Origin of the sequence: Pseudomonas sp. HPB0071 (assembly GCF_000478505.2) — a bacterium.
In the GTDB taxonomy this organism is placed as follows: Bacteria; Pseudomonadota; Gammaproteobacteria; order Pseudomonadales; family Pseudomonadaceae; genus Chryseomonas; species Chryseomonas luteola.
The window spans coordinates 576,880-603,271 of the sequence record NZ_KI517368.1; the positions used below are offsets into that span (position 1 = coordinate 576,880).

General features: G+C 51.3%; 22 protein-coding genes and 1 pseudogene. 9 read left to right on the plus strand and 14 right to left on the minus strand.

What is annotated here, in order from left to right:
* Nucleotides 1–63: 63 nt before the first annotated feature.
* Entirely contained in the window at nucleotides 64–972 is a 909-nt protein-coding gene (locus tag HMPREF1487_RS22140; protein ID WP_010798988.1) for a LysR family transcriptional regulator, read from the minus strand.
* A gap of 145 nt (nucleotides 973–1,117) precedes the next feature.
* Here HMPREF1487_RS22140 and HMPREF1487_RS22145 point away from each other — a divergent pair, with 145 nt between their 5' ends.
* From HMPREF1487_RS22145 to HMPREF1487_RS22155, 3 genes are all read left to right on the plus strand, one after another.
* Nucleotides 1,118–2,038, plus strand: coding sequence for a pirin family protein (locus tag HMPREF1487_RS22145; protein WP_010798989.1), 921 nt, complete (start codon nucleotides 1,118–1,120; stop codon nucleotides 2,036–2,038).
* A gap of 262 nt (nucleotides 2,039–2,300) precedes the next feature.
* The gene (locus HMPREF1487_RS22150; protein WP_010798990.1) at nucleotides 2,301–2,738 is read left to right on the plus strand and encodes a DoxX family protein; all 438 of its coding nucleotides are present in this window, start codon (nucleotides 2,301–2,303) and stop codon (nucleotides 2,736–2,738) included.
* A 59-nt stretch (nucleotides 2,739–2,797) separates the two neighbouring features.
* Nucleotides 2,798–3,721: an NADP-dependent oxidoreductase gene (locus tag HMPREF1487_RS22155; RefSeq protein ID WP_037031195.1), complete on the plus strand. Its 924-nt coding sequence runs from the start codon at nucleotides 2,798–2,800 to the stop codon at nucleotides 3,719–3,721.
* Nucleotides 3,722–3,850: 129 nt separating this feature from the next.
* Here the strand turns inward: HMPREF1487_RS22155 and HMPREF1487_RS22160 are convergent, their stop codons facing one another.
* The 8 genes and pseudogenes from HMPREF1487_RS22160 to HMPREF1487_RS22185 form a co-directional block, all read right to left on the minus strand.
* Entirely contained in the window at nucleotides 3,851–4,486 is a 636-nt protein-coding gene (locus tag HMPREF1487_RS22160; RefSeq protein ID WP_010798992.1) for a DUF1963 domain-containing protein, read from the minus strand.
* A gap of 83 nt (nucleotides 4,487–4,569) precedes the next feature.
* Nucleotides 4,570–4,941 carry a hypothetical protein gene (locus tag HMPREF1487_RS22165; protein WP_010798993.1) on the minus strand — a complete coding sequence of 124 codons (372 nt, stop codon included), beginning with the start codon at nucleotides 4,939–4,941 and terminating at the stop codon, nucleotides 4,570–4,572.
* A gap of 159 nt (nucleotides 4,942–5,100) precedes the next feature.
* Nucleotides 5,101–5,222: pseudogene (locus tag HMPREF1487_RS28580) on the minus strand (RHS repeat-associated core domain-containing protein); the annotation flags it as partial.
* A 265-nt stretch (nucleotides 5,223–5,487) separates the two neighbouring features.
* A complete protein-coding gene (locus HMPREF1487_RS22170; protein ID WP_010798994.1) occupies nucleotides 5,488–6,093 on the minus strand; it encodes a hypothetical protein in 606 nt (201 codons plus the stop codon).
* Nucleotides 6,090–7,346: an RHS repeat-associated core domain-containing protein gene (locus HMPREF1487_RS28080; protein ID WP_010798995.1), complete on the minus strand. Its 1,257-nt coding sequence runs from the start codon at nucleotides 7,344–7,346 to the stop codon at nucleotides 6,090–6,092. Before HMPREF1487_RS28080 ends, HMPREF1487_RS22170 begins: the two co-directional genes overlap by 4 nt.
* Nucleotides 7,343–10,279 carry a DUF6531 domain-containing protein gene (locus HMPREF1487_RS22175; RefSeq protein WP_010798996.1) on the minus strand — a complete coding sequence of 979 codons (2,937 nt, stop codon included), beginning with the start codon at nucleotides 10,277–10,279 and terminating at the stop codon, nucleotides 7,343–7,345. The genes HMPREF1487_RS28080 and HMPREF1487_RS22175 overlap by 4 nt, the downstream gene beginning before the upstream one ends.
* Nucleotides 10,280–10,358: 79 nt before the next feature.
* Entirely contained in the window at nucleotides 10,359–10,790 is a 432-nt protein-coding gene (locus HMPREF1487_RS22180; protein ID WP_010798997.1) for a DcrB-related protein, read from the minus strand.
* A gap of 20 nt (nucleotides 10,791–10,810) precedes the next feature.
* On the minus strand, nucleotides 10,811–12,775 hold the full coding sequence (locus HMPREF1487_RS22185) for a type VI secretion system Vgr family protein (RefSeq protein WP_010798998.1): 1,965 nt from the start codon (nucleotides 12,773–12,775) through the stop codon (nucleotides 10,811–10,813).
* Nucleotides 12,776–13,173: 398 nt separating this feature from the next.
* Between HMPREF1487_RS22185 and HMPREF1487_RS22190 the strand changes: the two genes are divergently transcribed.
* Entirely contained in the window at nucleotides 13,174–14,262 is a 1,089-nt protein-coding gene (locus HMPREF1487_RS22190) for an NAD(P)-dependent alcohol dehydrogenase (protein ID WP_010798999.1), read from the plus strand.
* Nucleotides 14,263–14,369: 107 nt separating this feature from the next.
* Here HMPREF1487_RS22190 and mapR read toward each other — a convergent pair whose 3' ends face one another.
* Both mapR and HMPREF1487_RS28085 read right to left on the minus strand, forming a co-directional pair.
* Nucleotides 14,370–15,779, minus strand: coding sequence for a GntR family transcriptional regulator MpaR (gene mapR / locus HMPREF1487_RS22195; RefSeq protein WP_010799000.1), 1,410 nt, complete (start codon nucleotides 15,777–15,779; stop codon nucleotides 14,370–14,372).
* Between the two features lie 121 nt (nucleotides 15,780–15,900).
* Nucleotides 15,901–16,023: a hypothetical protein gene (locus HMPREF1487_RS28085; protein ID WP_010799001.1), complete on the minus strand. Its 123-nt coding sequence runs from the start codon at nucleotides 16,021–16,023 to the stop codon at nucleotides 15,901–15,903.
* A 758-nt stretch (nucleotides 16,024–16,781) separates the two neighbouring features.
* Between HMPREF1487_RS28085 and HMPREF1487_RS22200 the strand changes: the two genes are divergently transcribed.
* The 3 genes from HMPREF1487_RS22200 to HMPREF1487_RS22210 all read left to right on the plus strand — a co-directional run bounded on the left by HMPREF1487_RS22200 (nucleotide 16,782) and on the right by HMPREF1487_RS22210 (nucleotide 21,351).
* A complete protein-coding gene (locus HMPREF1487_RS22200) occupies nucleotides 16,782–19,067 on the plus strand; it encodes a glycoside hydrolase family 5 protein (protein WP_010799002.1) in 2,286 nt (761 codons plus the stop codon).
* Nucleotides 19,068–19,337: 270 nt separating this feature from the next.
* A complete protein-coding gene (locus HMPREF1487_RS22205) occupies nucleotides 19,338–20,195 on the plus strand; it encodes an RNA ligase family protein (protein ID WP_010799003.1) in 858 nt (285 codons plus the stop codon).
* A gap of 16 nt (nucleotides 20,196–20,211) precedes the next feature.
* On the plus strand, nucleotides 20,212–21,351 hold the full coding sequence (locus HMPREF1487_RS22210) for an AAA family ATPase (protein ID WP_010799004.1): 1,140 nt from the start codon (nucleotides 20,212–20,214) through the stop codon (nucleotides 21,349–21,351).
* Nucleotides 21,352–21,354: 3 nt separating this feature from the next.
* Here HMPREF1487_RS22210 and HMPREF1487_RS22215 read toward each other — a convergent pair whose 3' ends face one another.
* The gene (locus tag HMPREF1487_RS22215) at nucleotides 21,355–22,140 is read right to left on the minus strand and encodes a hypothetical protein (RefSeq protein WP_010799005.1); all 786 of its coding nucleotides are present in this window, start codon (nucleotides 22,138–22,140) and stop codon (nucleotides 21,355–21,357) included.
* A gap of 527 nt (nucleotides 22,141–22,667) precedes the next feature.
* Complete coding sequence (locus HMPREF1487_RS22220) at nucleotides 22,668–23,441, minus strand: helix-turn-helix transcriptional regulator (protein WP_010799006.1); 774 nt, start codon at nucleotides 23,439–23,441, stop codon at nucleotides 22,668–22,670.
* 107 nt (nucleotides 23,442–23,548) lie between these two features.
* On the opposite strand from HMPREF1487_RS22220, the gene HMPREF1487_RS22225 reads away from it, so the two are divergent.
* Nucleotides 23,549–24,361 (plus strand): carbon-nitrogen hydrolase family protein, encoded by an 813-nt coding sequence (locus HMPREF1487_RS22225; protein ID WP_010799007.1) that lies wholly within the window; start codon nucleotides 23,549–23,551, stop codon nucleotides 24,359–24,361.
* 103 nt (nucleotides 24,362–24,464) lie between these two features.
* Nucleotides 24,465–25,787, plus strand: coding sequence for an APC family permease (locus tag HMPREF1487_RS22230; RefSeq protein ID WP_010799008.1), 1,323 nt, complete (start codon nucleotides 24,465–24,467; stop codon nucleotides 25,785–25,787).
* A 90-nt stretch (nucleotides 25,788–25,877) separates the two neighbouring features.
* Here HMPREF1487_RS22230 and HMPREF1487_RS22235 read toward each other — a convergent pair whose 3' ends face one another.
* Nucleotides 25,878–26,297 (minus strand): SRPBCC family protein, encoded by a 420-nt coding sequence (locus tag HMPREF1487_RS22235; RefSeq protein WP_010799009.1) that lies wholly within the window; start codon nucleotides 26,295–26,297, stop codon nucleotides 25,878–25,880.
* Nucleotides 26,298–26,392: the final 95 nt, after the last annotated feature.

A 26,392-nucleotide genomic window follows, 5' to 3' on the forward strand; every position in this document is an offset into this window, starting at 1 on the left:
TCAAGATTCGAAAATAGCCAGCTAATATCGACCGGTTCGTTCGATAAAATCGAACAGTAGCGATCAAAGGTTTTGTGCGGCCTGTGCCTTGAAGCGCTCAATTAACCATGTGGCAGCAGGGCCAGGCGGTGAATCGGTACGATAAATTACGGTAAAGTCGTACGTGCCACCAGGGCAATCTGGCAAATCCAGTAATACCAGCCTATTTTCGGCAATATCACTCTCTACCATGGGCTGCGGCATGTTTCCCCAGCCAATACCTTCCTTGAGTAGCATGTGTTTGGAACCAAGGTCAGCCAGACGCCAGGTGCGGGCGCTCATAACGGCGTATTCCTGCCCCTCGGTTAGTGTGGAGCGGTCCGTCAGGACCAGCTGAACATGCTCACGGGTAGCGCCAGGAGCGTTGACGCTGGCTGAAGCTAACGGATGGCTGGGTGCTGCAACCGGCACCAGGTCAACGCTGCCCACTGCAATCCGCTCCAGACCGTCAAGGTTAGTGATCAAAGGACCGCTGACGCCCAGCGCAGCGCCTCGATTCAGTACCCGTTGCGTGACGGCGCCTAATGCTTCTATATGAAGATGGAGGGAAACCGTGGGAAAGGTTTCTCGAAATACCTTCAAGGCATCTACTACCCGCGCACTGGGCAACATGACATCCAGCACCAGATGGATCTCGGCTTCAAGACCTTGCAGGAGTCCTTTTACCTTGGCACGCAGTCCATTGATGCCGCTATATACCATGCGCGCTTCGGCTAATACCGTTCGCCCCGCGTCTGTCAGCTGAGGTTTACGAGTAGTTTTGCGATCAAAAAGAGTCACGCCCAACTGCATCTCAAGGTTAGCAATGGTATAGCTGATAACAGACGTAGCCCGGTGTAGCTTACGAGCAGCCCCGGCAAAACTCCCCACCTCAACAACAGTAAGAAAGACACGCAACTGGTCCAGCGTAGGCGTACCGGGATCAGACATCATTTCGAATTCCTCGAACGTTTTAATGCATATTATCTGGATTTTGCTGAACGCCCATCTGTTTTAGTCTGGCCTGGTAATCACTTCCGAGTGAAGTCTTTTGCCTGCAATCCGCCGATTGCACCTATGCCCTGCGAGGCCCGCAACCATGACGTTATCGAGTTCTGCATCCGCTATTGAGCATCTCATCCTGCCAGCCGTGAGAGACTTGGGTGATGGCTTTAAAGTACGCCGCGCCTTACCTTCTGCACAGCGACGTACCTTAGGCCCCTTCATTTTTCTGGACAGCTTTGGACCAACCGTTTTCAAGGCAGGCGAGGGGCTTGATACACGGCCCCATCCGCATATTGGTTTGTCGACCATGACTTACCTGCTGGACGGCGAGATGCTGCATCGCGACAGCGAGCACTATGTCCAGACCATACGGCCGGGCGAAATCAACCTGATGACGGCAGGTAAAGGAATTGTTCACTCCGAGCGCAGCACCGACGCGGTCCGCCAAACAGGCGGTACGGTATTCGGCTTTCAGTCATGGCTAGCCCTACCAGTAGCCCATGAAGAGGCTGACCCAGGCTTTCAACATGTCAGCGCAGGAGAGATTCCTGTAATAGAGGACGAGGGGGTTACCGTCAGGGTACTAGCTGGCGCGTTGCATGATAAACAGGCACCTACACGCACGTTTTCTGATCTGTTCTACGCCGACGTGGTACTGGAGGCCGGAGCGCGCTATCGCATCCATAAAGAACATGTCGAAAGGGCCATCTACGTCGTAAGCGGTGAGGTTACGGTGAGTGGGCAGGATGGTCGCTTCGGCCGGGACCAGCTGGTTATCTTCAAACCAGAAACCGAGATTGTACTAAGTGCAACGGGACTGACTCGGTTGATCTTGCTGGGAGGGGAGCCGCTTCCTGAAAAGAGACATATCTTCTGGAATTTTGTATCGAGCCGCCGTGAGCGCATCGAGCAAGCTGCCGAAGACTGGCGTTTACAGCGTTTTCCAGGCGTACCTGGAGAGCATGAGTTCATCCCGTTACCGGAAACACGAATCCGTTTAAAAGCCACTGTGTAAACATCATCGCGTTATCCTGATGCCCGCCCGGATGCCATTCGGAGCGGGCATTGTCTTTTCTGAGCCTACTCAGAGACTACTAGCCCCCGCTATCTCCTGAGCTTCACACCTTGAAGCTCAGAAGAGTTAGGCCTACAGATTATGTTCGATTAAATCGAATCTAATGGTCTAAATTAATCGGCTATTGCGAATAGCAAACCACAGGCAGACTTCTCCCCATCGAGACACATCATGGTGATGCGTCCTAAATGAGGATCTACTCATGTCACAGTCAGCCAACCTTGTTCAAACTGCTCCGCATACAGCCGCTTCCAATGCTTCAGCAGCTACAACTGCATTGCTGGGCCGGATATTGATCAGCGCAATCTTCATCCTTTCAGGCATTTCCAAAATTACTGCGCCTGCCATGATCATGGGTTATATCGAGTCGGTCGGTTTGCCGTTTCCTGCCGTCGCCCTCGGAGTTGCCGTGTTGGTTGAAGTGGTAGGCGGTATTGTGTTGGTCCTCGGCTATCAGACACGAGCAGTGGCTGCGTTCCTGGCCTTGTTTAGCGTAGTGACCGCACTGGCCTTCCATAACAATCTGGCTGATCAAAATCAGTTCATTCATTTCTTCAAGAATATCGCCATGGCCGGTGGGCTTCTTCAAGTAGTGGTTCTTGGGGCTGGCCAGTACAGCCTGGACGCCCGTCGTAGCTGATGGCAGATGCCAGGCTAGCGGCCTGGCATAACTTGCAACCCTTCGCTAGAGAAATCATCATGAAAGCCATACGTGCACAGCAATATGGGAACCCCGACGTACTCCGCCTTGAAGAAGTAGCTGATCTGACGCCGAGTAAAGGACAAGTGTTGATCCAGTTAGCTGGCAGCGGAATAAATCCAATCGACTGGAAAGTCCTCTCCGGTGCCATGAAGCAGTTTATCCCCTTACCGTTACCCTATACGCCAGGGGTTGAAGTCGCAGGAACGGTTATCGCATTAGGTGAAGGCGTAGACACATTCAGCCTGGGCGACGAGGTTTTTGGCTTTATCGGTATTACAGGTGGGTACGCCACCCAGGCCGTAGCGGATGCCGACCGTTTGGTCTTAAAGCCCAACAGCCTTTCATTGCTAGAGGCAAGCGGTGTGCCGGCGGCAGCCTTGACGGCTTGGCAAGCCTTGCATGAGCATGCCGCCATTAAGGCAGGCCAACGTGTCCTGATCCAGGGAGCGGCGGGCGGGGTTGGCAGCTTGGCCGTACAGTTGGCTCGTATAGCTGGCGCTGAAGTCATCGCGACGGCATCTGCCCATAATCATGATTACCTACATGCACTAGGCGCTACGCAACTCATTGATTACCGCCATGAAGCCTTTGAGAAAGTCGTTTCGGATATAGATATCGTAATCGACCTTGTAGGCGGCGAAACTCAAGCCCGCTCCTGGTCAGTGTTAAAAAAGGGCGGTGTGCTGGTGTCACCCGTCAGCGCGCCGAGTGAAGAGGCTGCTCGTAGCATAGGAGCAACAGGCAAACGCTTCGCTACCCGTTCAGACGGGAAGCAACTAGCACAGATTGCCGACTTATTTAACCGGGGAGCACTTAACATGGAAGTAGAAACCATGTCCTTGTCCAGGGCAGCTGATGCGCTACAGAGAAGCCTGGCAGGCCATACGCGAGGCAAGATTGTGCTGGATGCTCGGGAATAGTAACCAATTAAATAGCTACATGATGAGTGTGCTAAATGGCCGGTTCTCTAAAACCGGTCATTTATTTTGGCCAATTTTTGAAAGATATTATTTTCCCATATCTCTAATGCTGAAGTTTATAAATAAAGATTAAGATGGAGATATAAAAAATACCCCTTTGAGAGTGGTTGGTGACTGTGCTTTAGGAATTAGTAGGTAAGCATTTGCGTCGGTAAGATAGAATATATCTTTATAAGGGCTTGGAAAGTCAGAGGAGTAAATTTGTAGCGCAACATTGTAATTTTTGGCAATGTCTTTTTCTAGGGAAAGTTGTTTTGGGGTTTCGCTTGTTATCATGGAACAAACTACAAAATCATCCACCTCAAAATGCTCGTCAACAATTTTGGTGTATGTCTCAGGTATAGTATATGTCTCCGATTTTATAAGTTCTGCTTCTAGGTCTTCGCTATGTATAACTTGAGTGTATCCATTACTAATAAATTGTAAATCCTCAATGCTACCAGAGGTGCTTATCAAGTCTAGAAAGTATTCGCTCGGGTGATAGGTCGAGAAAATATAGATTATTCCATTGTTTGGAATAGTGTCCGGTAAGAAATAAAGTCTAGCTAGAGAGCAGTTTATACTCATAACCAATGTAAGCGGTAAGTGGTCAGGATTTTTTGGCCAAGCCTCTACTTTCGCTTGGCTACCACCAAGCGTGATACCACAATGTTTATTTAAGTCCGAGGTTGGGACAATTCTCTTTACTGTCTTGATTTTACTCATTTGCAGTCTATAAGTATTTTATAAAAAACGAAGGCTTAACTATTTAATTATATATTTTCTAGCTGTAAATTTATCATTGTGGACTATAAATCAAATAGAGGGTGCGTCGGAAAAATGCCTGCCATGTAGCTAGCCCATAATCTTTCAATAAAATGATTTTCGATCTTATTAAAGGCTGCTTCAGAGATTAGACCAATATCATCAGATGCATACCCTGCTAGCTCTGAGTTTTGAGTTAACTTAAAAGTATTTTTAAATGCTATTTCTCTAAGTGATGAAAATTCGAAATTTTCATCTGGATTTATTGTTCTTATTTCTTTAAATGCCGAGGACCAGGCGGATTCAAATTCTTCATGGTCTCTGGCATCTAATGCAGTATTCCAGTCTCTATCTACAAAAATCGATTCGTAAAAGCTATCTGCTTCGATTTTTTCTTTAATGTCTAAAAAATTCATCTCAACCCTGCCTCCTTAGCCAATTTTCTACAAGGTTAACTGCTTGTACAGGCGTTACATTTTTACTAAGAATATGAGTCCCGTTGCATAAGCGTACATATACTTTAATGTCATTAAGCGATCATAAGCCTCAAAAAGCTCGTAAATCGTCCACGCCAGTGGATCGTAATAACAAACGTATTGTAATGCAGACCCGTTTCAGCATCGTAGTACTGTCCTTGAAAGCGCAGGTTCTGCTCGATTTCCCTCGGTGCCAGCGCTTCCAGTGCACCCCAGGCCCTGCCAGAGGAAGTAGGTCGTTTCGGTCTTGCTCTCTACAGAAACATGCTTGGCGATACGGCAGTCCAGGCAGTCGTATTCGTAGCTGGCTTGGGTTTACTACTATTTATTATAAATTTTTCCTTTAACCCAAATCGTGTCATACACTAAGGAAAAAAGTGTGTTTCGAATTTATGTGAAAATATACAACTGCCATGAATATCTTGCATGTATTATTTATTTTAACTCTCTCTCACGCTGTGTTATTAGTTTAATTAATATGTAAATTTAGCTGGCTTTAAATGTATATATTTTTTCGCCATTAAACACATGATACAGGTTTTCTATGCTGCCTTTTGAGTTGTAAGTAATCTTTTTTCTTGCATATGGTTTTAAATGATTTGTTCCGCAGACAAGTACCTCAGAGATTATATCTTCGGAATAAATATATTTCTCGAACGTATATTCTCCATCTTCATTTAATTCTATAGATGATGTATATTTTCCGTTTTTTTTATTTACTTTGAAAATACGGATGGGTTCCTCCATATCGTCATACTGGATAGTGATAATTGAGTCTCCCTTTTGATAGGATATGTACTCGGAAACTATACGACCATGTCCGCCGAAGTCAAAGATATTAGAAGGGAATCCCTCTTTCGTAATTCTTGCCGCGTAGACGTTTTTTAGAGTTTTTGGTTTTCTTTTTAATATAGAAGTAGTTTTGATTCCCCTAGACTCATTAAAAAATGGTATTGGGAAAAATGGCAAAGATTTCGACCAAATCAGATCATCTTGCTCAGGATCAAATATAGTAGGTCTAATCTCAGTGGAAGCTAAGATTTCTTTGATTTCTAAAAGAGCGTCAGCCACTTCTGTTTCATTAATAATCATTTGTTAAATACCATCCCTTTGTTAAGGCTTGACTTTATTTCCGAAAGTTCGGTAAGGAAAGACTTTTTATCAGCTCTATTGATAAGTTTATCGTAGACATATTGTTTATAAATGTTGCTATGAACCCCTTCGCCTTTGTGGGCAGTAGTTGTAGTTCCAGGTACTCGTGCTTTGCTAGTGTTTGGCAGCCAAATACCGTTCTTTCTATAATTGATATCGATGCCTAAGTCTTCCATTTTTTTGCGCAAGGCAACCATTCGCCAATCTTTTGAATTAGACATAATTATGTGATGAGCATCATACTGCCCACCGCCGATGGGCTTAGGTCCTAGGTTTGAAGCTAATTTACGAGCATCACTGGAACAGGTGAGTCCTGTAGGATCAATCCAAACGGCCGGATTGTCACCATAATTATAGAGGTTAATTCCGCCAAGCAACCCTATGGGATCTTGCGCTGTAAAGCGGCCTACAGCCGGATCGTAATAACGAAACGTGTTGTAGTGCAGGCCCGTTTCGGCGTCGTAGTACTGTCCCTGAAAGCGCAGGTTCTGCTCGATCTCTCTCGGCGTTAGGGCCTCCAATGCTCCCCAGGCCCTATAGTAGGCGCGCCATACCATTCGTCCGCTATCGTCCGTGACCTCAAGTGGCGTACCGATCTGGTCGGTATGAAAATAGTAGCGCTTAGGCTTTTGATCAGGCTGGCTCGGATCAGTATCTAACCGGGCAAGCGGGGCGTAGCTGCCTTGCTCGTAGATATACAGGCTGTACAGATCCGCTTTTTGCTCCTGCAGCATGCGCAGGCCTTGCCAGATGAAGCGGGTCGTTTCGGTTTTGTTCTCTGTTAGGACATGCTTGGCAATACGGCGGCCAAGGCAATCGTATTCGTAGCTGGCTTGGCTGAGCGAGTCATGGCCGCGATAGGTTTCGGCTTTAACCAGGCGGTTTTCGCAGTCGTAGGTAAAACGCTGATAACCATTTGAACTGTGCCGCTCGCTCACGTTACCCCAGGCATCGTAGGTGAGGCGCAGGTCTTTCCAGGCCTTGAGGCGGTTGTCTGGGCTCAAGGCTTGAGAGGCGCTCAGGTTGCCGGCAGGGTCGTAGCCGAAGTCCTCATTACCGAGCTGAGGGTGGTGTGGTTCGCGGCTACGCAGTTGACCAATGGCATCGTATTTGTAATCCGTAGCACCACGGTGCTTATCGATCTGCCGCAGGAGCTCGCCTGCCTTGCTGTACTCATAGCGACGATGAATCAACGTGGCGGGATGTTCAGGATGGCCGAGCAGGCTGTTTTTTGCGCGTTGAGTTGCGAGAGCTGTTCATGCGGCAACTCAACGGCCGCTTGCCAGCGCTTACGGCCAAAGCTGTCGTATCCAAAGCGGCTGGTTAGGCTGCCTTGGGTACGCAAGGTCTCCCTGTGTAGGGCGTCACGCTCGAAGTCGCTGATCAGCAAGCCGTCGAGGTTCAGTTGGTGCAGATGGCCGCTGCCATAATAGAGGTGATTGAGTGTGCGGCCATCCGGCAGGCTGAGCTGAGTAAGGTTGCTTAACGCATCGTAGGTGTAACTTAGTGCGCCCAAGGCTGACTGCTCTTCTACCAGGCGGCCAGCGTTGTCGTAGCTGAAGCTAAGAAAATCCGGCCGTATGCCCAGCGCTTTACCGTGCTCGCTGGGCTGCCGTTCGATGGCTACGACCCGATCCATTTCGTCATAGGTGTAATCCAGGCGAGCATCCCGAGTTACTTTGCTGAGCAAACGACCTATAGCGTCGCGCTCAAATTCGCTTGAGCGTGTCTGACCTAGTCCCGCCTGGTCAGCGGTATGCTCATCCATGCGGACCAGTGCGCCGGATACGTTGTAGTGGAAACGGCGGCGTAGTCCGTCTATACGGACCTCTTCAATCAAGCGGTCGGCAGAGTCATAGGCGAAACGATAGGCCGCCCCGTTCTCGTTTACCAGGGCAGCCAGACGCAGCGCCTGATCATAGTGGTAGCGAACCCGCTGGGCTTTGGCGTCCTTGCGCTCTACGGGTAGGCCGCGAGCATTACGAGTGACGCTTGTTGTTCGCTTATCAGCATCAGTATGGGTAAGTAGCTGCCCAAGCGCATTATAGGTATAGGAATCTATACTGCCGTCAGGATGCTCGACCCGGAGGACTTCGCCGTCGGGTTTGCGATGCAGTCGGGTGGTTTGGCCGAGCGCGTCGGTTACTGCCGCAAGATGTAAGTGTTCACCGTAGGCATAGTGGGTGTGGTTGCCTGAGCAGTCCTGATACCGAGTAACTTGGCCAAGGGCGTTCCACCAGTAATAAGTATTGTTGCCTAAGGCATCCGTTACGGTATGGGGTAGGCCATTATCGGCACTAAGATAGCGAGTGATTGCGCCAAGCTCATCCGTCTGAGCCAGCAAGCTACCTGCCTCATCGTATTCCCAGCTAAGTGCGCTGCCATCGGGCCTCGTCAGTGAGGTAAGGAATTCAGTATTGAGATGATAGGTATATACCGTCGAGCGACCGATAGGATCGGTGTCTTTGACTAGTCTTGAAAACTGATCGTACTCGAACGCTAGCGTATTGCTGTCGGGCAGCGTCACACCCGTTATGCTGCCTGACTCATCTAAGCCAATGTGGTATTGCTCACCGCTAAAGTCTTGGGCAAAAGTGACACGACGGCTTTCATCGTAATGAATAATGGCTTTGCGATTTAAGGTATCAATAATGTATGTCGTACGAGCTGTCAGATCATAGCTGAAGCTGTAGCGCTCACCATCACTGGTCCAATGCTCTGCTACTCGCAGGCTGCCGTCTGGGAGTTTGCCCCACCGATAATGACACACCAAACCTAGGGCATTTTCATGCGCGACCATGAGGCCGTGGTCATAGGCAAAGCGTCGGCTGGTAGCACCATTGCGATTAGTGACGCCAATGAGTTGATCCTGCGCATCGTAAGCATAGCGAACAAGGGTTTCTACCGGCTTGCAATCCTCGATACGCTCTACACGCACCAAGCGGTTACCCGCTTCGTTGTAGCAGAGATGGATACGTACCATACTCTTTGAGTGGATATCGGTAAGCCGACCTTCTCGATACGTAAGCGCCAGGTAATTACCGTGAGCATCCTCGATGCGTTTGAGCGGAGCGGGCGTGCCATCCTCTGGTAGATCGCCAAAATAGAGAAATGTACAGTCGAGGGTCTGCAATAGATAATGGCCGCCCTCAGTACAAACGATCGTAAACTGCTCCGCTGGATAGAAGACTCGCTCATTAGGATTTAGTAGTTCGAGCGGAATTTCCCGGCCCTGGTTATCGCGTAAAACCAGACGATCCCTCTCGCGCCGTAGGCTTTGCTCCCAGGGCATTACCCAGCCGCGCCCGAGAATACCCTCACGCTCGATGTCGCTGGCGTAAAAGCGTGCCCAATGGATAGGCAGCAGGCCGGGAAGCGTAAAATCGATCTCACTGTCTTCCAGCAGTAGTTTACGGCCATTTACCGCGTCAACCGGGTGACCAAACAGTGCGCCGAAAGCACGCGTCAATACTGGGGCCGCTACTGCCCGTGTAAACGCCTCGGAAGCGGCAAAGGTGGCTGCAAACTTGAGCGCGCAGGGCATAACGGCTTTCAAGCCATTCTTGGCTGCCATTTTCACAAGGCTGCCTATACCGCCACCGAGTGCCATCAGAACATCAACTGTGGTACGTAACCATGCTGGTACTTCGTCATCTATAGGCAGATAGGTCTGAGTTTCGGCTCCAACATTTACATTAGGAGAACCCGAGTCAATCGTTGCACCACAGGTGAGTTGATCTCCTTTACGGGCAGCGGGAAAACCGTTGATGAAGACCTTGGCTGAGCCTTGGGCAATTTGCGGGGGCTTGCTATGCTTCTCACAGACGCCGGTGTCCGCCTCAACGCGCGCAGCCGCTAGACCGTTGATAAAGGTATTGGGCGAGCCGGAAACAATCCCTCCGGCGGGGGTACTCATTGATCGTCCGATCGTTTCGCCGAGCGCAGTCAGTGCTGCTCCGCCAAAGCCAGCCAGTACGCCCGCCATCAGGGCAACACCAAAGCCGCAAGTAGCGGTTGCTACCGCTACTCCTACTACAAGGGCAATACCTATCGCCGCTCCGGCAAGAAAACCGCCTAACGCGCTTGTATGGACGATCTCATCGTCAATGCGAGCGGCTTCGTACATTTGACTTCTCCCTGTCACACGGATTGTCTTTCGCCGTGCGAAGCAAACCTGATGATGCTTATTGATTCCGCTTCACGAGTTAACGAGACGGAATAAAATTACTTAAAAGCTCTACCCACAGTGCATCCTGTTCTGATGTAAACGGTGCTTGTCCGCTGGCGGTAAAAACAAGAACGCGCTCGGGTGCCATTGGAAAAGCAGCCTGACGCTGATATACGTCTTTGCCGCTTGCCTTGTACCGAGAATCAATTTGGATACCCTGAATGGGGACGTTCATGGATAGCTGCGCCAGCTTTCTGTCCAAAGGTTTGTACTTGGCAAGTTTTGCGGCGATCAGCTCAACCTGTCGGTCAATATAATCATCAAGGGCCTCGTCCGAGGGTTTGGTATCTCGGGAAACCGTAAGGCTGAACGGAAAGGGGGCCGTGTCTCCCGGAACGAATACATTGATGGTGCGATCCTGAAAGCCAGCAGGTAGTTTTAAAATACCTTCGTTGATCTTATAGCTCATGAGATTTCTCGAAATTTGGATTACTGGGAGGCAGAGCCTGAGCCATTCGTACCTGATGAAGGGTGGAATACAGCATTGATCTGAGCATCGATTGAGGCCTTCACTCCTTGCCCCTCCGGTGAGGCTCCTGCCTTACCACCCGGCACATTGATGTCGAGAGTGCCACCAGTGTTTATCTGGCCTGCGCCGCTGGCGCTGATATTGAATTCAACACAGGAAATATTAACGAGGCCGTTGGCGTACATCTCGAACACGCTTTTGCCACAAACAAGGCGAATACCTTCACCTGCCTCAATGAGATACGTTGAACTGACGCTATCCACCTTCGAGCCGCCTACCAGCAGCTGGTCATCCACCTTGACGATGCGCATGCGGTTCTGACCAATGACTACCGTTTCGTCCTGACCTATGGTTTTGGTCCGGTCAACCCCTACGGAGTGGGTTTCACAATTGCCCACTTCAATGTCCATGTCGCGCTGACCGTGTACGTAGATCTGCTCCGCACCGGCTTTATCTTCGATTCGCAGCTCATTGAAACCGTTGCCGCCAGGCGTGCTTCTGGTCTTGAAGACTGTCCGGCTCTTGTTGGCGGGCAGGTTGTACGGCACCAGGTTTGCGGCGTGATGCAGGCAGCCTGTAATGAGCGGCTGGTCTGGGTCACCTTCTAGAAAGGTTACCAGTACTTCCATTCCGATTCGGGGAATCGTGACGGCCCCATAGCCTTCATGGGCCCAGTTGCTGGCAACACGCAGCCAGCAACTGCTGTGCTCGTTCATCTGGTCCAATCGATCCCAATGGAATTCCACGCGGACGCGGCCGTATTGATCGCAGTAGATTTCTTCTCCAGCCGGGCCTGTGACAATTGCGGTCTGGCTACCCAGGATTTTTGACTTAGGGTGCTTCAGGGCTGGTCTGAAGATCGTGTCCCAAGGCACTGCCGTAAAGAAGTTGCGATAGCCCTGCTGAAAGCCATCCTTGTCATCTACATGCGAGGATATGGATTCTTCTAATACTTGGGGTTGTTTGCCTTCATGTATTACTTCGGTGAGTAACCAAAGATCGTTCCATTCACTGCGCGGATGTTCGGTCAGAGGCATGAAGTGACCAGAGAAAAGCGTCGGCAGGTCACTTTTACCGCGGGCGATCTGGTAATCCGAGCGATGCCTTTCCAAGGCACGCTGGCTTAACTGCTTGCCGCGGGCACGGTCCATGAACGCGCCAGGGTAGTCATAATCTTCCAGCTCTGGCGCCGCCTCGCCAGTCTGGGAAGCCTCCATGGTGAGCTTGGGTTTTTCAAAGTTATAGTCCCGGCGGCTGACCTTGGATGTCCGTGTTTCAACCTGGACTGCAAACTTTCGTATGACCTGATGATCTGCAACCAGTCCCGTGTCCTGTTGGAAGAGCGCAGGGTTCAGCTTGGGGAAGCAAGTCTGATCATCACCAAAGACCATAATGTGTTCAGTCTGGGTATGCTCAAAGTGGTAATGAATACCTTCTTCTTCACAAAGCCGATTGATGAAATGCAGATCAGTCTCATCGTACTGAACACAGTATTCACGCTCGGGATAGGCTGAGCCCAACTGAAAGCGAAAGGCATTGGAAAGAATGCCATGTTCTTTCAGAACGGTGGCGATGATATCGGGCACGTTAAGGTGCTGGAAGATACGCTGGTTATGCCGATGGCAGAGATAATGAACGCGTGGCACGAGCGTGACACGATAGCGCGTCATGCGTTTACCGGACTCGCCTTGTTCGGCGCTGTGAATCAGGCCATTGAAGCCTGTACCCGTCTGGTCCAGTGTCAGGAAGGCAGGCTGGTTGAGTAAGGATTCAAGATCGAAGTCGGGTCTTTCGCTGATCAATTCAATATCGAAACGGAAGGCGGTATTCAATGCTTCCCGCCCTGCAAATTCCAGCACCTGAAAATCATGAGAGACGCCGGGAATCTCAAGTATGAACTGGGTTTCGTTGGCTGGGGAGAACATCCTGGTTCCTCTGCTTCCTGCTCGGTATACAAGTCATGTCCAGGCGGGCGGCGTGTCGCTTTTCTGGAGATGCGTAAATTAATCCCATGCGCGGGATTGGCGGTTAGAGATATGGCCGCAGGCTAAACGAAAGCCAGTGGCAGAATCTTGCGCAGTAGCCAGAGATGAGGTGGGTGTTACTCAAAAACACGAACCAGTTCTTACAGGTTTTTAGGCAGGCTTAAGTCGCTTTGGCATTTGGTGGGTCAAGCGGCCTAAGTCAGTGAGGCTCCCTGTGAGAGGTCTGATGGTTATGCTTGTTAAGTTTATGCGTAAATGCCATGTTGAATGGAGGTTTTGCGCCACTTTTATTCTTTGAGCGAGCCGTCTCTGCTCAGACATTTGCCAGGAGCCCCACAATGAAAATAATGGCCGCGGTTACGCACTCCAAAGGACAGCCTTTTAGTCTTGAGGAGGTTACGCTATCAGGCCCTGCCACTAACGAAGTGCTGATTCGGATCGTTGCGACAGGGGTTTGCCACACCGACGCCGTCGCGCGTGATCTTGGGCTGTCGCCTTATCCTGTAATCCTTGGTCATGAGGGCGCGGGCATTGTCGAGCAGGTAGGCCGTAATGTTCGTGATCTGGAGATAGGCGATCATGTGGTCCTGTCGTTTGCGCACTGCGGTAAATGCGAAAATTGCCTGACCGGGCATCCTACGGTGTGCAGGGTCTTTAACGATCTCAATTTTGGCGGCCGCATGGAGGACCATACCTGTCGGCTTCGCCAGGGAGATACCGAGCTCTCTTCCTTTTTTGGTCAATCATCCTTTGGCACCTACGTGATTGCCAGCGCACGTAATGTCGTCAAGGTGGATAAGGAAGTGGACCTCGCGTTATTAGGGCCGCTGGGTTGCGGTATTCAGACGGGGAGCGGAACGGTATTTAACCGCCTTCGCCCTGGGTTTGGGGATAGCCTTGCCGTTTACGGCTGTGGTGCTGTGGGGTTGAGCGCGATTATGGCAGCAAAGATTGCAGGGTGTGCTCAGATTTTTGCGGTCGATGTGCATGATAGCCGTCTTCAGCTAGCCAAGGAGCTGGGTGCTACGCATGTGTTCAACGGTAGTCAGGTTGATGTGGTCAGGGAAATCAAGGCTGTCTCTTTGGGCGGTACGCACCACGCGGTTGAAACTACAGGGGTTCCGCCGGTTGTTCGCCAATGCCTGCAGGCGCTGCGGCCACTAGGGCAAGCGGCGATTGTAGGCGTAACCCCCGAGATGACTATTGATGTTCATAACGAGATCATGGCGGAAGGAAAGACCATGATGGGTGTGATTGAAGGTGATGCCGTGCCACGCCTCTTTATTCCCAAGCTGATCGAATACTACAAGGCAGGTCGCTTTCCGTTCGACAGGCTGGTCAGGTTTTATGATTTCAAGGACATCAATCAGGCATTTGAAGATTCCAAGCAGGGAATCACCGTTAAAGCCGTCCTGAAATGGAATTAATGCCCGACCAGTTACATTGCTAACGCCTGGCCTGATTGGCCTGTTGCAGTTGAACTTTCAGTTGCAGCAGGCAGAGGCTAAGAGTGGGATAAAGGACGCTGGGTTGTTTAGAACGTATCGATCATGCAGCCTAGCGTTTCCATTGCCTTCTCACTCTCAGCCGTCCAGGGATGGCCATAATTCAGCCTTGCACAGTTTCCAAACCGTTGGCTGGCCGAGAAGATAGGGCCGGGAGCAAGGCTGATACCCTGAGCGATGGCCATACGGAGCAACTGAAGCGTATCGACCCGTTCTGGAAATTCAAACCATAGGAAATAACCGCCGGTTGGGCGGGTTACGCGGGTTTCGCTCGGAAAGTGCCGTGCGGCTGAGTCCAGCATGGCGCTCTGCTGGGTTTCCAATGCATGGCGCAATTTTCGTAGGTGTCGGTCATAGCCACCATGTTGCAGATAGTCTGCAATGGCCGCTACAGCAGGAACCGAAGGAGAAATGGTCGTCATGAGCTTGAGGCGATCAATGGCCTCGGTGAAGCGTCCGCCAGCAACCCAGCCCACTCGATAACCCGGCGCCAGACATTTCGAAAACGAACCGCAATGCATGACCAGCCCATCATCATCAAAGCTTTTCACGGCTCGTAACGGTTGGTTGGAGAAATTCAATTCGGCATAAACATCGTCTTCAATCAATGGAACCTGATGCTGCTTCAAGAGTGTGTACAGCGCCTGTTTCTTCTCGAAACTCATGCTGGCGCCCAAAGGATTTTGCAGGCTGCTCATGAGCCAGCAAACTTTGATAGGAAGATGAGAGAGGCTGTGCTCCAGCACATCAAGATCAACACCTTCCCGTGGATGAACGGGGATCTCGACGGCCTTCAATTTTAGACGCTCCAATACCTGAAGCGTCGCGTAGAAAGCAGGCGCCTCTATTGCAACCAGGTCGCCTGGGCTTGTTGTACTTTGCAGGCATAGGTTCAAGGCTTCCATCGCCCCGTTGGTAATAACCAACTCCTCAAGCGGGAGACGAGTACCGTTGACCCTATAACGAAGGGCTATTTGACGGCGCAACTCATTGCTGCCTGCCGTCATGTCTGCAATAGCGGCCTGGGTTGAAAGGTGTCTTAATGCGTGGGTCATGCTGCGGGCAAGGCGTGGAAGCGGAAACAATTGTGGACTGGGAAAGGCAGACCCAAATGGAGTGGTCGCAGGGTCCTTGATAGAGTTCAGGATGGAGAAGACCAGTTCGCTGACATCCACCTCAGTGGTTTCAGCCTTGTGACCAGTAATTTCAGGCTCATGCAGCGGGCGCTTGGCATGCTCACGTACGTAATAGCCTGAGCGGGCGCGGGCAATGATCAGCCCTTTATCTTCCAGCAGATAATAAGCCTGAAATACAGTCGAAGGGCTGACCGTGTAGGTACGACTGGCATGACGTACCGATGGGACTTTTTCACCCGCCTTAAGTACACCGGTTCGAATCAGGTTCGCAATTTCGTCAGCAAGTCGCTCGTAACGTTTCATGCTTTTCGCTGCAGCGCTGGTGGTTGATGCCTATACCGTATTGGTGTCTATACGAGCGCTTACGACTTAAAACAGAAGATTGAAAGCGGTTGCGTCGAGACACTGATGGCCTTTCTATGCATTAGCGGTCGTTCTTCTGCACGTCCTTTCTATCTTTGTTTAGCTGTACGCCAGCGTAAAACCCCCATCCCAGTAGAACGAAGGCCAGAAAGCCAAACAGTGACATGAAGAATACGTCGCTCATGATTGAAACCTCTTGCGATAGCAGGGAAGGGTAAGCATTGAGACAGGCATCGTAGCGAATGGATGTGTTTGCTAGAGCAGCTCTCTACCGGCATTACCCATGTGGCTACAGTAGGGCTCTAGGCGTGCGCAAAACAGATTCAGATTCTTAATAAAAAATCGTATCAGATGTTGAGTCACCCTTTTTTGGCATTGTTGCACGCCGCTAGCTGAGTAGTCTCAATACGCGTTGACTCTGGTAGACCGCCTTCAGCTTAGGCTGATTTGTCTTCAAGGCACGACCCTTGTGACAAAAAATGTCACTGCTGGTCCCAAACCGTTACGCTTGGCCAACAGCATTTTGTCAACTCTTTCATGCTTGGTAAACGTGTAAATTTTATGAATTTTTTAAAACTGCTTTCTCTACCCCTAAATTTTGTGAACGTTGTCGAAAGTAATTCGTGTTTCTTTGGAAAAACCTAAAACAACTGTTTCACAAACAGCTGTTTAATACAGAGAAAAATTTTTATAAGTTATTGATTTTAAATATATTTTATATGTATTGACGAAAAACAATAGTGTCATATTGATATTGATTTCACTGCTTTTTGAGTGGCACGCTTTTCTCAATCCCCCGGTAGTACAGCCACGCTCGGCCACCAAGCAAGGTAGTTAGTTCTGCCTGAAGACCAAAACGATAACAGTCTTGATACGAGCCTTTTAGGTTCGGCCGTTAAGTGCGCACTTCAGAAATGACACTTTAGGTTTATTGGGGAATTCATGAAAAGCTCAAGCAGGCGTTCCCGTAGTCTGGCTTTCAAAGTAATGAGGCAATGCGCGCTACCATTGGCGGCGTTACTGGTTTCGTCTTCGGCTGTGGCATCGGTCGACCTGGTGGGGCTGAACTTGTCTGGGGCTGGCTTCGCATCACACGTGCTGCCCGGCATCAACGGAACCAACTATATATTTCCGACAGAATCGTACTTCAAGCAGTGGAGTGAGAAGGGCATAAAACTGGTGCGCTTCCCAATTATCTGGGAGCGGCTGCAGCCTACGCTTGGCGGTGCGCTGGACGCTAAGTATGTGCAATTGATCGATAGCACGTTCAGCTATGCAGAAAAGCATAACGTAAAGATCATTCTGGACCTTCATAACTATGCTCGATATCGCGGCCAGATCATTGGAACAAGCGGTGTGCCTTATGCGCGATATCAGGAGATCATGACAAAGATCGCGCAGCGTTGGAGCAGCCAGAAGTCGCTTTATGCCTACGACATCATGAATGAGCCTAATGGTGCGCTGAACTATTGGAACACGGCAGCTCAATACGGCATCAATGGTGTACGTGCGGTTGATACCGTTCGCCCCATTATTGTCGAAGGCAACGGGTGGGCCGAGGCTACGCGCTGGGAGCAGTGGAATAATACGTTGCTCGATCTCAAGGATCCTTCAAATAACCTTATCTTTTCTGCGCACACCTACTTTGATAACAATGCGGGCGGCAATTACGAGTCCGTTGACGTCAGCAAGCTTGACCCCATGTATGGCGTTGAGCGAGTCAAGCCCTTTATCGAATGGCTAAAGAAGCACGGCAAGAAAGGCTACATCGGTGAGTTTGGCATCCCGGACAATGACTCTCGCTGGAATACCATCATGGATAACATGCTGGCATATCTGGCGCAGAATTGTATTCCGGCCACCTATTGGGCGGCAGGTCCGGGCTGGGGTAACTATTTTATGTCTGTGGAGCCTATAAATGGTGTTGAGCGTCCTCAATGGCCAACTCTCAAAAAGTACGTCAATAACACCAGATGTACTGCGTTTGGACCTATAAACGGTACTGACGCAACAGCACCAAGCCAACCCGCTAAACCGGCTCAGCCGGCAGTACCTACGCAGCCTGCTACTCCATCAAAGCCTGCCACTCCTGCGCCGAGTAAGCCTGTTACGACAACACCTGCTACACCGAGTCAACCCGTGACTGCACCTGCTACACCTGCCATGCCAGCAAAACCAGCGACTCCTGCACCTGCACCTGCACAGCCTGCTACGCCTAGCCAACCGGCGAAACCTGTCGTGCAACCGGTAACGCCTATCACACGCAGCGGGGTAGATCTGGTCGGCTTGAATTTGTCAGGCGCAGCGTTTGCTCCACACGTCGTACCCGGCAAAAACGGTGTTGACTACCTGTATCCCACAGAGGCGGATTTCAAGCAGTGGAATCAGAAAGGGATCCGTCTGATCCGCTTTCCTATTTTATGGGAGCGCATACAGCCTAAGCTCAGCACAATGCTTGATCCCAACCAGGTTGGCTTGATCCAGACCACTATGAACCTGGCCCAGAAATACAACATCAAGGTTATCCTGGATGTGCATAACAATGGGCGCTACAACGGCAATATCATTGGGGCGGGGCAGGTTACCTACACCCATTTCTGGGACCTGATGTACCGAATTGCTTACCGCTGGGCCAGCCATCCTGCCCTGTATGGGTATGACATCATGGCCAAGCCGCATGACATGGATAATTACTGGCTCAAGGCTGCCCAGTCCGGAATCGATGGCGTACGAACAGTGGATCATACTCACCCGGTGATTGTGGAAGGTAATGCCTGGTCCAACGCATCGCTATGGCCCTATTACAATGACAGTCTGCTCAGCCTCAAGGACTCGGCCAATAACATTATCTTTGCAGCGCACGTCTATCTGGACAAGGATGGGAGTGGTACTTATAGCCCGGAAGATACTAGCCAGCTCAATGCAATGTTGGGTGTGAATCGTGCAAAGCCATTCGTGGATTGGTTAAAGAAGAATGGCAAAAAGGGTTACATCGCCGAGTTTGGCGTGCCGGATGATGATGCTCGCTGGTTGCCGCTGATGGATAACCTGCTCTCGTACCTGCAGCAAAACTGCATTCCAGCCACTTATTGGGCGGCCGGCCCCGGTTGGGGCGGTTACAAGCTGTCGGTTGAGCCCGTAAATGGGCAGGATCGCCCCCAATGGACTACGCTGCAAAAGCATGTACAAAGTAGCAATAGCTGTACTGCCGTCGGGCCGCTGAAATAACGTGAGCTATACAAGAGCCGCCCTCGGGCGGCTTTTTGCACTATTTGACGGACATAACGAATAGCTGGTTTTATGTTTGACAGACGAAGCTTTAATCGGGCCTAATTCGTGCCCTTCGTTTGACCCCCTTTCCAACGTGGTGAAGCCAGTGCCCTGCATCAACCTTTACATCTGATCCGACAACGGTCCTGGTAAGCGGTTGGTCTGCGCGTAGCTGTCATCTATCGTTCCTGAGCGTTGTCGGTTTTCCCTGTTTGATTGGAGAAGACCATGACTCTCGACCCGCGCGTCTATGCGCAATTACATGAATTATTTAAATACCCGCGAACGCCTCACCTGGAGTCGTCGCGCCTGCAACCTGGTGACTGCGATCATGACCAGGTAAAGCTAAGCACGCTGAAAGATCAATTCATCGTGGTGGAGGAAAAGCTTGATGGCGCTAATGCGGCAATCAGCTTTTCCGCTAATGCCGAACTCCTGCTTCAGTCACGTGGGCACTACCTTATCGGGGGCTCACGGGAGAAGCAGTTCAACCTGTTCAAGCAATGGGCACGCGTCCATGAACTGTTTCTGCTTGAGAGACTTGAAGATCGCTACGTGATGTTTGGCGAGGTCATGAGCAAGAAGCATTCGGTTTTCTACGATCAGTTGCCGGGTGTCTTTTTCGAGTTCGACATCTGGGATCGTCGTAGGCAGATCTTTCTGTCAACCGCTGAGCGCCGCGTGTTGTTAGCCGGCGGGCCTGTCCTGTCTGTACCTGTGTTGTATGAGGGTCCTGCGCCTGTAAGGCTCAAAGACCTGCTGGCACTGGTTGGCAAGTCCTGGGCCCGAACCGATCGGTGGAGAGAGCGGTTCGAAGATACAGTGCGGCGTGAAGGGCTAGACCTGAGTAAGGCATGGTCTCAATGCGATACCTCTGATCTGATGGAAGGGCTTTACCTGAAAGTCGAGACAGCCTGCGAAACAGTCGCACGGATGAAGTGGGTTAGGCCAGACTTCGTGCAGACCATTCTGGACGCCAATGAGCATCACTTGCGTCAGCCCTACATTCCCAATGAGCTTGCGCCCGATGTTGATCTCTATGCACCAGTACCTATCGTGACGTGGGAATGTTTGAACAAACAATAACAAGGAGAAATGGAATATGGATTTTCAAACACTTGAGCGCCTGGTTGCTGCACCAGGCCAGCAGCCCGACTTCAAGGGGTGCGTAGAAGCAATACCGGCACTGACTCGGTTGGCAAGTACGCCGCAGGAGCCTGCCTATCATGGCGAAGGCGATGTCTGGACCCATACCTGTATGGTGGTTGAAGCCATGGTAGGTGGAAGTGCCTATGAACGCGCAAGTGCTGAAGAGCGTTTCGTACTGTTCTACTCGGCACTTTTGCACGACATTGCCAAGCCGGACACTACTGTTATAGATGAGGTCACTGGGCGTATCGGCCAACCGGGACACTCTCGTCGTGGTTCAATTGATGCCCGCATATTGCTCTGGAAGGCAGGCGTGCCATTCTCGTTGCGAGAAACCATTTGCCGAATCATCAGTGTGCATCAGGTGCCGTTCTGGGCGTTGAGCGGTGATCGCTCAGGACATTCTCCAGAGTTTCTGGCACATCGCCTGTCCTGGGAGCTACCGCTCTGGATGTTGATCGCTATGGCCATCGCGGATATGGAAGGGCGTATCTACCCGAACAAGCAGCACGTACTGGACGATATCGTGTTGTTTCAACAGTTGGCGGAGGAAGAAAGCTGCCTGTATTCAGCCAAGGCTTTTCCTGATGATTACACGCGGATGAGCTATTTTCGCGGTGCCCGTATTCATCCGGCGTTCAGTCATTATCGGGAGCAGGAGGGCTCCGATGTGGTAGTCATGGCGGGTCTGCCTGCCAGTGGCAAGAACACATGGGTCGCAGAAAACCTGTCAGGGCTGCCGGTCGTTTCTTACGATGATGCACGGGACGCACTGGGGCTTGCCCATGGCAAGAACGAAGGGGCCGTCGCTCATTATGCGGTGGATACCGCCAAGGCGCTGTTACGCAAAAAAGAAGCTTTTGTCTGGAACGCAACGCATCTGTCCGGCCAAATGCGCAAGAAGACCCTGGATTTGCTCTACCAATACAACGCCTCAATACGAATCGTTTATCTTGAGCAGCCGGAGCGGATCATTCTTCAGCGTAACGCCAGGCGAAACACGTCATTGCGAAATCAGGATATCCAGCGGATGCTCTGCCGGTGGGAAGTACCGCTGCCGAGCGAGGCGGACTGTGTCGAATATCTGGCCTAACGCTCACACCTCGCTCTTGTCGTAGAGCGGCTTCTTTTTCCATTCGTTGCCCTCTTCAGGCTCAGGTGCCTTTTCTTCAACAGGAGGCGCCTTGAGTTGCTGTTCGGCCTGGGTCTGTTTCTCGATGGCATTCTCAGCGGTCTCTATACCGCTCTCAAAAACTTCGCGCTGGTCTTGAAACGCCATTTGATCAGATTGGTTGCGAATATATTGAAGGCCACGTTCATAAGCGCGCTTTGCCAGGCGGGGCTGGTCTGACTCAAGCGCTTGGGTGGCCATGTTATCGAACATTTCGATATTGCTGAGCGCAAGCCAATATCTGACTGACTTGAACCAGCCGGAAGCATCCGCCTTGGTAAGCAGGCCATCCTGTACGGCGCGGTGAACCTGACTATTAAGGGTTTCCAGCTGAGAGCTCACCTCTTTGAAGGCCGCCTCGCTTGACAGAGGGCATGGTTGATTCTCGATCGAAATGTCCAGACCGAGTTTTTCCTGCTCCTGCAGGAGAGACTCGCGCTCCGTCAGGGCTTCGGTAGGTTTTTCCAGGCGGCCGATGCGCTGAATAAGGTTGAGTTCTAGTCTGACTAGAAGCTGTTTGAGTTCAGGTGTCATGAACTGGGCTGGAAAGGTTTCCGACAAGGTGCCGATACGGTAAATCCGGTCATTCAGGTCTGCTCGCAGACGAGCCTTATCCAGTTGATAACGGTCTGCAACCTGGTCCACATAGGCCATGAATAAAAATAAAAGGATGCAGCTGACAAACATCAGCGCCAGTGCTGAGGTGGACATGTGTCGTTATACCTTCTGTTCGAGCAGGCCTTTCCAAGACCTGAATGCCTCTAATGAGAATGTGCGCCCGGAAACTTCAACCCGAGTGCAGTGCCTTCCTGGCGTCTCATGGTTTGCCAGTTGGAGGCTTTCATTAGAAGGCTATCGGTATAGCGTTGGTTTTCTTGAGGAAAATAACTAGAAAAAAGAGTGAGCTGTCTGAGGCATGCCAGAGCCCTTTGGCACACCGTTGATTGAAGCAGACCGGAGCAGGGCGAAACGAGCCGGTCACGTGCTCGGCTGAGTACAATCAATCCTCCTGCTTACGTTTATTTACCCCTAATACCCTCTGCAAAAACTCTATTCAGGCTGATACGACTTCGGCGGTTAAAAGCGCCGAGGGCATATATCAATAGCAATTCTGCTTGGGAGTAACCTTGGGTGGAGAATACGTACAGGTCTCCAGAATTACGACGTCTGTCGTAATTCCTGTCGGTTGTTTATGAGGCTCAGCATTACCAGCACGGTAGCTACCCAGCCGGTATACATCAGTTGATTTGAAAGAACACCGCGAACAGCTCGGATTGGGATTTGATGTTGAGCTTGGTATAGATGTGTTTTCGATGGACCTTGACGGTCTCGACAGAAATATCCAGCTTCCGCGCAATTTCCTTGCCGGAGCAGCCACTCAGTACGAGGCGTGCAACGTCCATCTCACGGCTGGTCAATGGCATTTCGCTGCGTTGGCTGGTTGTCTCCAGCCGGTGTTGCCACGCTGGAACAGAGGGCGTAGTGGCGCCTTGTTCGAAGCGTAGGCGCTGACGCATAAGACCCATTATCCAGGGTTGAATAAGACCGAGCAGGGCTATCTGGTCAGGTTTGAAACGCTGGCGCGAGCCAAGGGACAGGCAAAGCGTCTGATCAGCATCGATCTGGCAGTTGATCTGGATTTCGTCAGCGACCACGTTCAACCGAAAGTACAGACGATAATAATCGGTTTGCTCAAAACATTCTGGTGCGACGTCGTCAAGCCGAACCAGGCCATTGTGGGCTCGCTCACGAGAGGCGATGTAGAACGGGTCCAGAAGATACAGGCCGTTGATGTAGTCCTGAAACAGCGGATCAGGCCCACCATCACTGGTCGGACTTTCTGCCAGTACAATGGGCCTGCCAGCACTGAAAAGCAGTGCTACCCAGCTGTCGAAGGGCAGATAGCGCGCCAGTAATCGTACCAGCCTGATCCAGAAGTTGGGGGCATCGAGCGCATCAATCAGTTGACCAACCGACTGATGCCAGGCGATATCCTTTAGTTCCATACCCATGCCTACCTCAAAAGGGTTAACCCACCGGCGTGATTATCATGCCAAACCGTGGGCACCATACTGCCAAACCAATGTGTTCGATACGGCTGATGTATCAAGGAGCATTCATGAAGATTGAACTGGCCCAGGTGGCTGGCCGTGATGGCGACAAGGCTTACAACCTGCAGACGGCATTGGCGGCTATCGAAGCCTGTGCACCGGATACACAGCTTATTGTGTTTCCAGAAACGCACCTCAGCGGTTTTCCAACCCATGAAAACGTGGCAGATGTCGCCGAGCCCATTGATGGCCCGACGATTAGTCGGGTTCGTCAGGCTGCGCATGCCAGACAGGTCTCGGTCGCCATCGGCTTTGCTGAAGCGGATGGCGAGCGTTATTACAACACCACGCTTCTGATTACCCCGAATGAAATTGCGCTGAGTTACCGGAAGACGCACTTGTGGTCGTCGGATCAGGGAGTGCTATCGCCTGGTGACCGCTTTGCGACCTGTCTGTGGAACGGTGTTCGGGTCGGTCTGCTGATCTGCTATGACATCGAGTTTCCCGAAACCGCCCGCGCGCTGGCGCAACTGGGTGCACAGCTCATTATCGTAACCAACGGCAACATGGACCCTTATGGGCCTGTACACCGAGCCGCGATCATGGCCCGCGCAATCGAAAATCAGGCGTTTGCCGTGATGGTGAACCGCGTGGGTGAAGGCGATGGCGACCTCACCTTTGCAGGAGGCAGTGCGGTAGTCGATCCCTTTGGAAACATGCTGGTCGAGGCCGGTCGGGAAGAGGCGCACTTGAGCGCATCGCTGGACCTGAGCCAGCTTCAGGCGGTGCGCAAGGATTATCGGTATCTCAATGACCGTCGCCTGAGTTTGCCGGGAGAGCTGATCGAGCAACCGGGAGGGATTCGCGAACTTATTATCTAGGCCAATAAACGTATAACAACAATTATCTTTTTTGCTGATTCAGCACTGCCACAACACCCGACCGCGTAAGCGCGGTATCAACAATCACTATACGGAGTTGTTCATGGCCCATCTGCAACGCACCCTTTCGTTAGGGGCGGTGATGCTGTTCGGCATCGCTTACATGACGCCCATCATTGTGCTCGGCACGTTTGGAATTCTTGCCCAGAACACAGGTGGGCATGTGCCCTCCGCCTACCTGGTAGCGCTGGTTGCCATGTTGTTTACCGCCATCAGTTATGGTCGCATGGCGGCGGCGTTTCCGGTTTCAGGTTCCGCGTATACCTATGTACGCAAGGCTATAAGCCCCAAGCTGGGCTTTATCGCCGGCTGGGCGGTTCTTCTGGACTACCTGTTTCTGCCTATGGCGATCTGGCTGATTGGCGCTGCCTACCTGAGTTCCGCATTTCCCGCTGTCCCTCAAGCGGTTTGGGTATTGGGCTTCATCGCACTTACTACGGTGATCAACGTAGTGGGGCTCAAGCTCGCCAGTACGATTAATACAGCCTTGATGCTGGTTCAATTCCTGGTACTGGCTGCCTTTGTGGTGCTGTGCGTCCATTATGTACAGGGCTCTGGCGAGCCGTTGTTCACGCTGGCACCGTTTACGGACGGTCATTTGCAGTGGCCGCTGATCATGAGCGGCGCGGCAATAGCCTGCTATTCGTTTCTTGGATTCGATGCCGTAAGTACCCTGACGGAGGAAACCCGGAATGCGGAGCGTACGATACCCAAGGCAATCCTGCTGGTTACTCTAGTCGGCGGACTGGTGTTTATCCTGGCATCTTATTGGGTCCAGCGGGTACACCCAGGCATGGCGTTCGCCAATGTCGACTCTGCAGCTTATGAGATTGCCCGTAACATTGGCGGCGATATCTTTGTTTCGCTGTTTCTGATGGGGCTGATTGTGGGGCAGTTCACGTCTGGTATGGCTGCGCAGGCCAGCGTCTCACGGCTACTGTTTGCCATGGGCCGTGACGGTGTGCTTCCCCAGTCGTTTTTCGGTCAGCTTTCAAGGCGCTTCGGTACGCCAGTCAACAATCTCGCCCTGTGTGGCGTTGTTGCGTTACTAGCATTGAAGCTGGATGTAGCGACATCGACCTCGTTCATCAACTTCGGCGCATTTCTAGCGTTCAGCCTGGTGAACCTTGCAGTAATCTTTCACTTTTATCTTGGTGCGACTCAGCGCGGTATACGTCAAATCCTGTTGTTTCTCATCTGCCCGTTGCTGGGGCTCAGCGCAGATCTCTACCTCATGATCAGCCTGGACTCGATGGCCATTCTATTAGGGCTGAGCTGGCTCGCACTCGGAGTTATCTACCTAGGCAAACTCACGCACGGGTTTCGTACTCAACCGCCGGAAATGCAGTTCAGCGAAGCGGAGTAGCGGGCCGTTCAGGTTTATCACGGCAGGCCTCGAAGGGCCGCCGTGAGGTTGCAAAAGCAGGCGTATCGTTGCTTTTATGTTTTCAAGCGGCTACCGAGCCTCGACTGCCTGCTTGAGCGCCGTCAACCCATCTTGGTAGAACTGCGTGAATAGACTTTCAGCCTCCGCCTGGCTGATATGGGTCGCTGTAAAGGTACAGAACCATTCAACCTTGGCGCTCTTTCCTGATACATCCGTGAGTACACGCAGCGTAGAGTCGTAATCCTTGATCGGGGCAGGTCCTTCGATGATGGTGTAGCGGTAGCTTTTTTCAGCCTCGTTAAAGCTTAACAGCCGCTCAATGATGACGTTACCTTCGATATCCTTCAGATGTCGGACCCGACCCCCTTCACTCAGCTGACTTTCGACTACAAACGGCAGCCAGTCAGGCAGGGAGCCGAAGCCTCCCATAAGTTGCCATATCTGATCAGCATCCACATCGATCTTGATCGAAGCATAGGCGTTGGTCACAGCGATTCTCCTAGCATGAAAGAAACAGGGCAGGTCAGCATACGGCCTGAAGACAATAGAACGGCATTCGAAGAGTACCGTACGTTACGGTCATG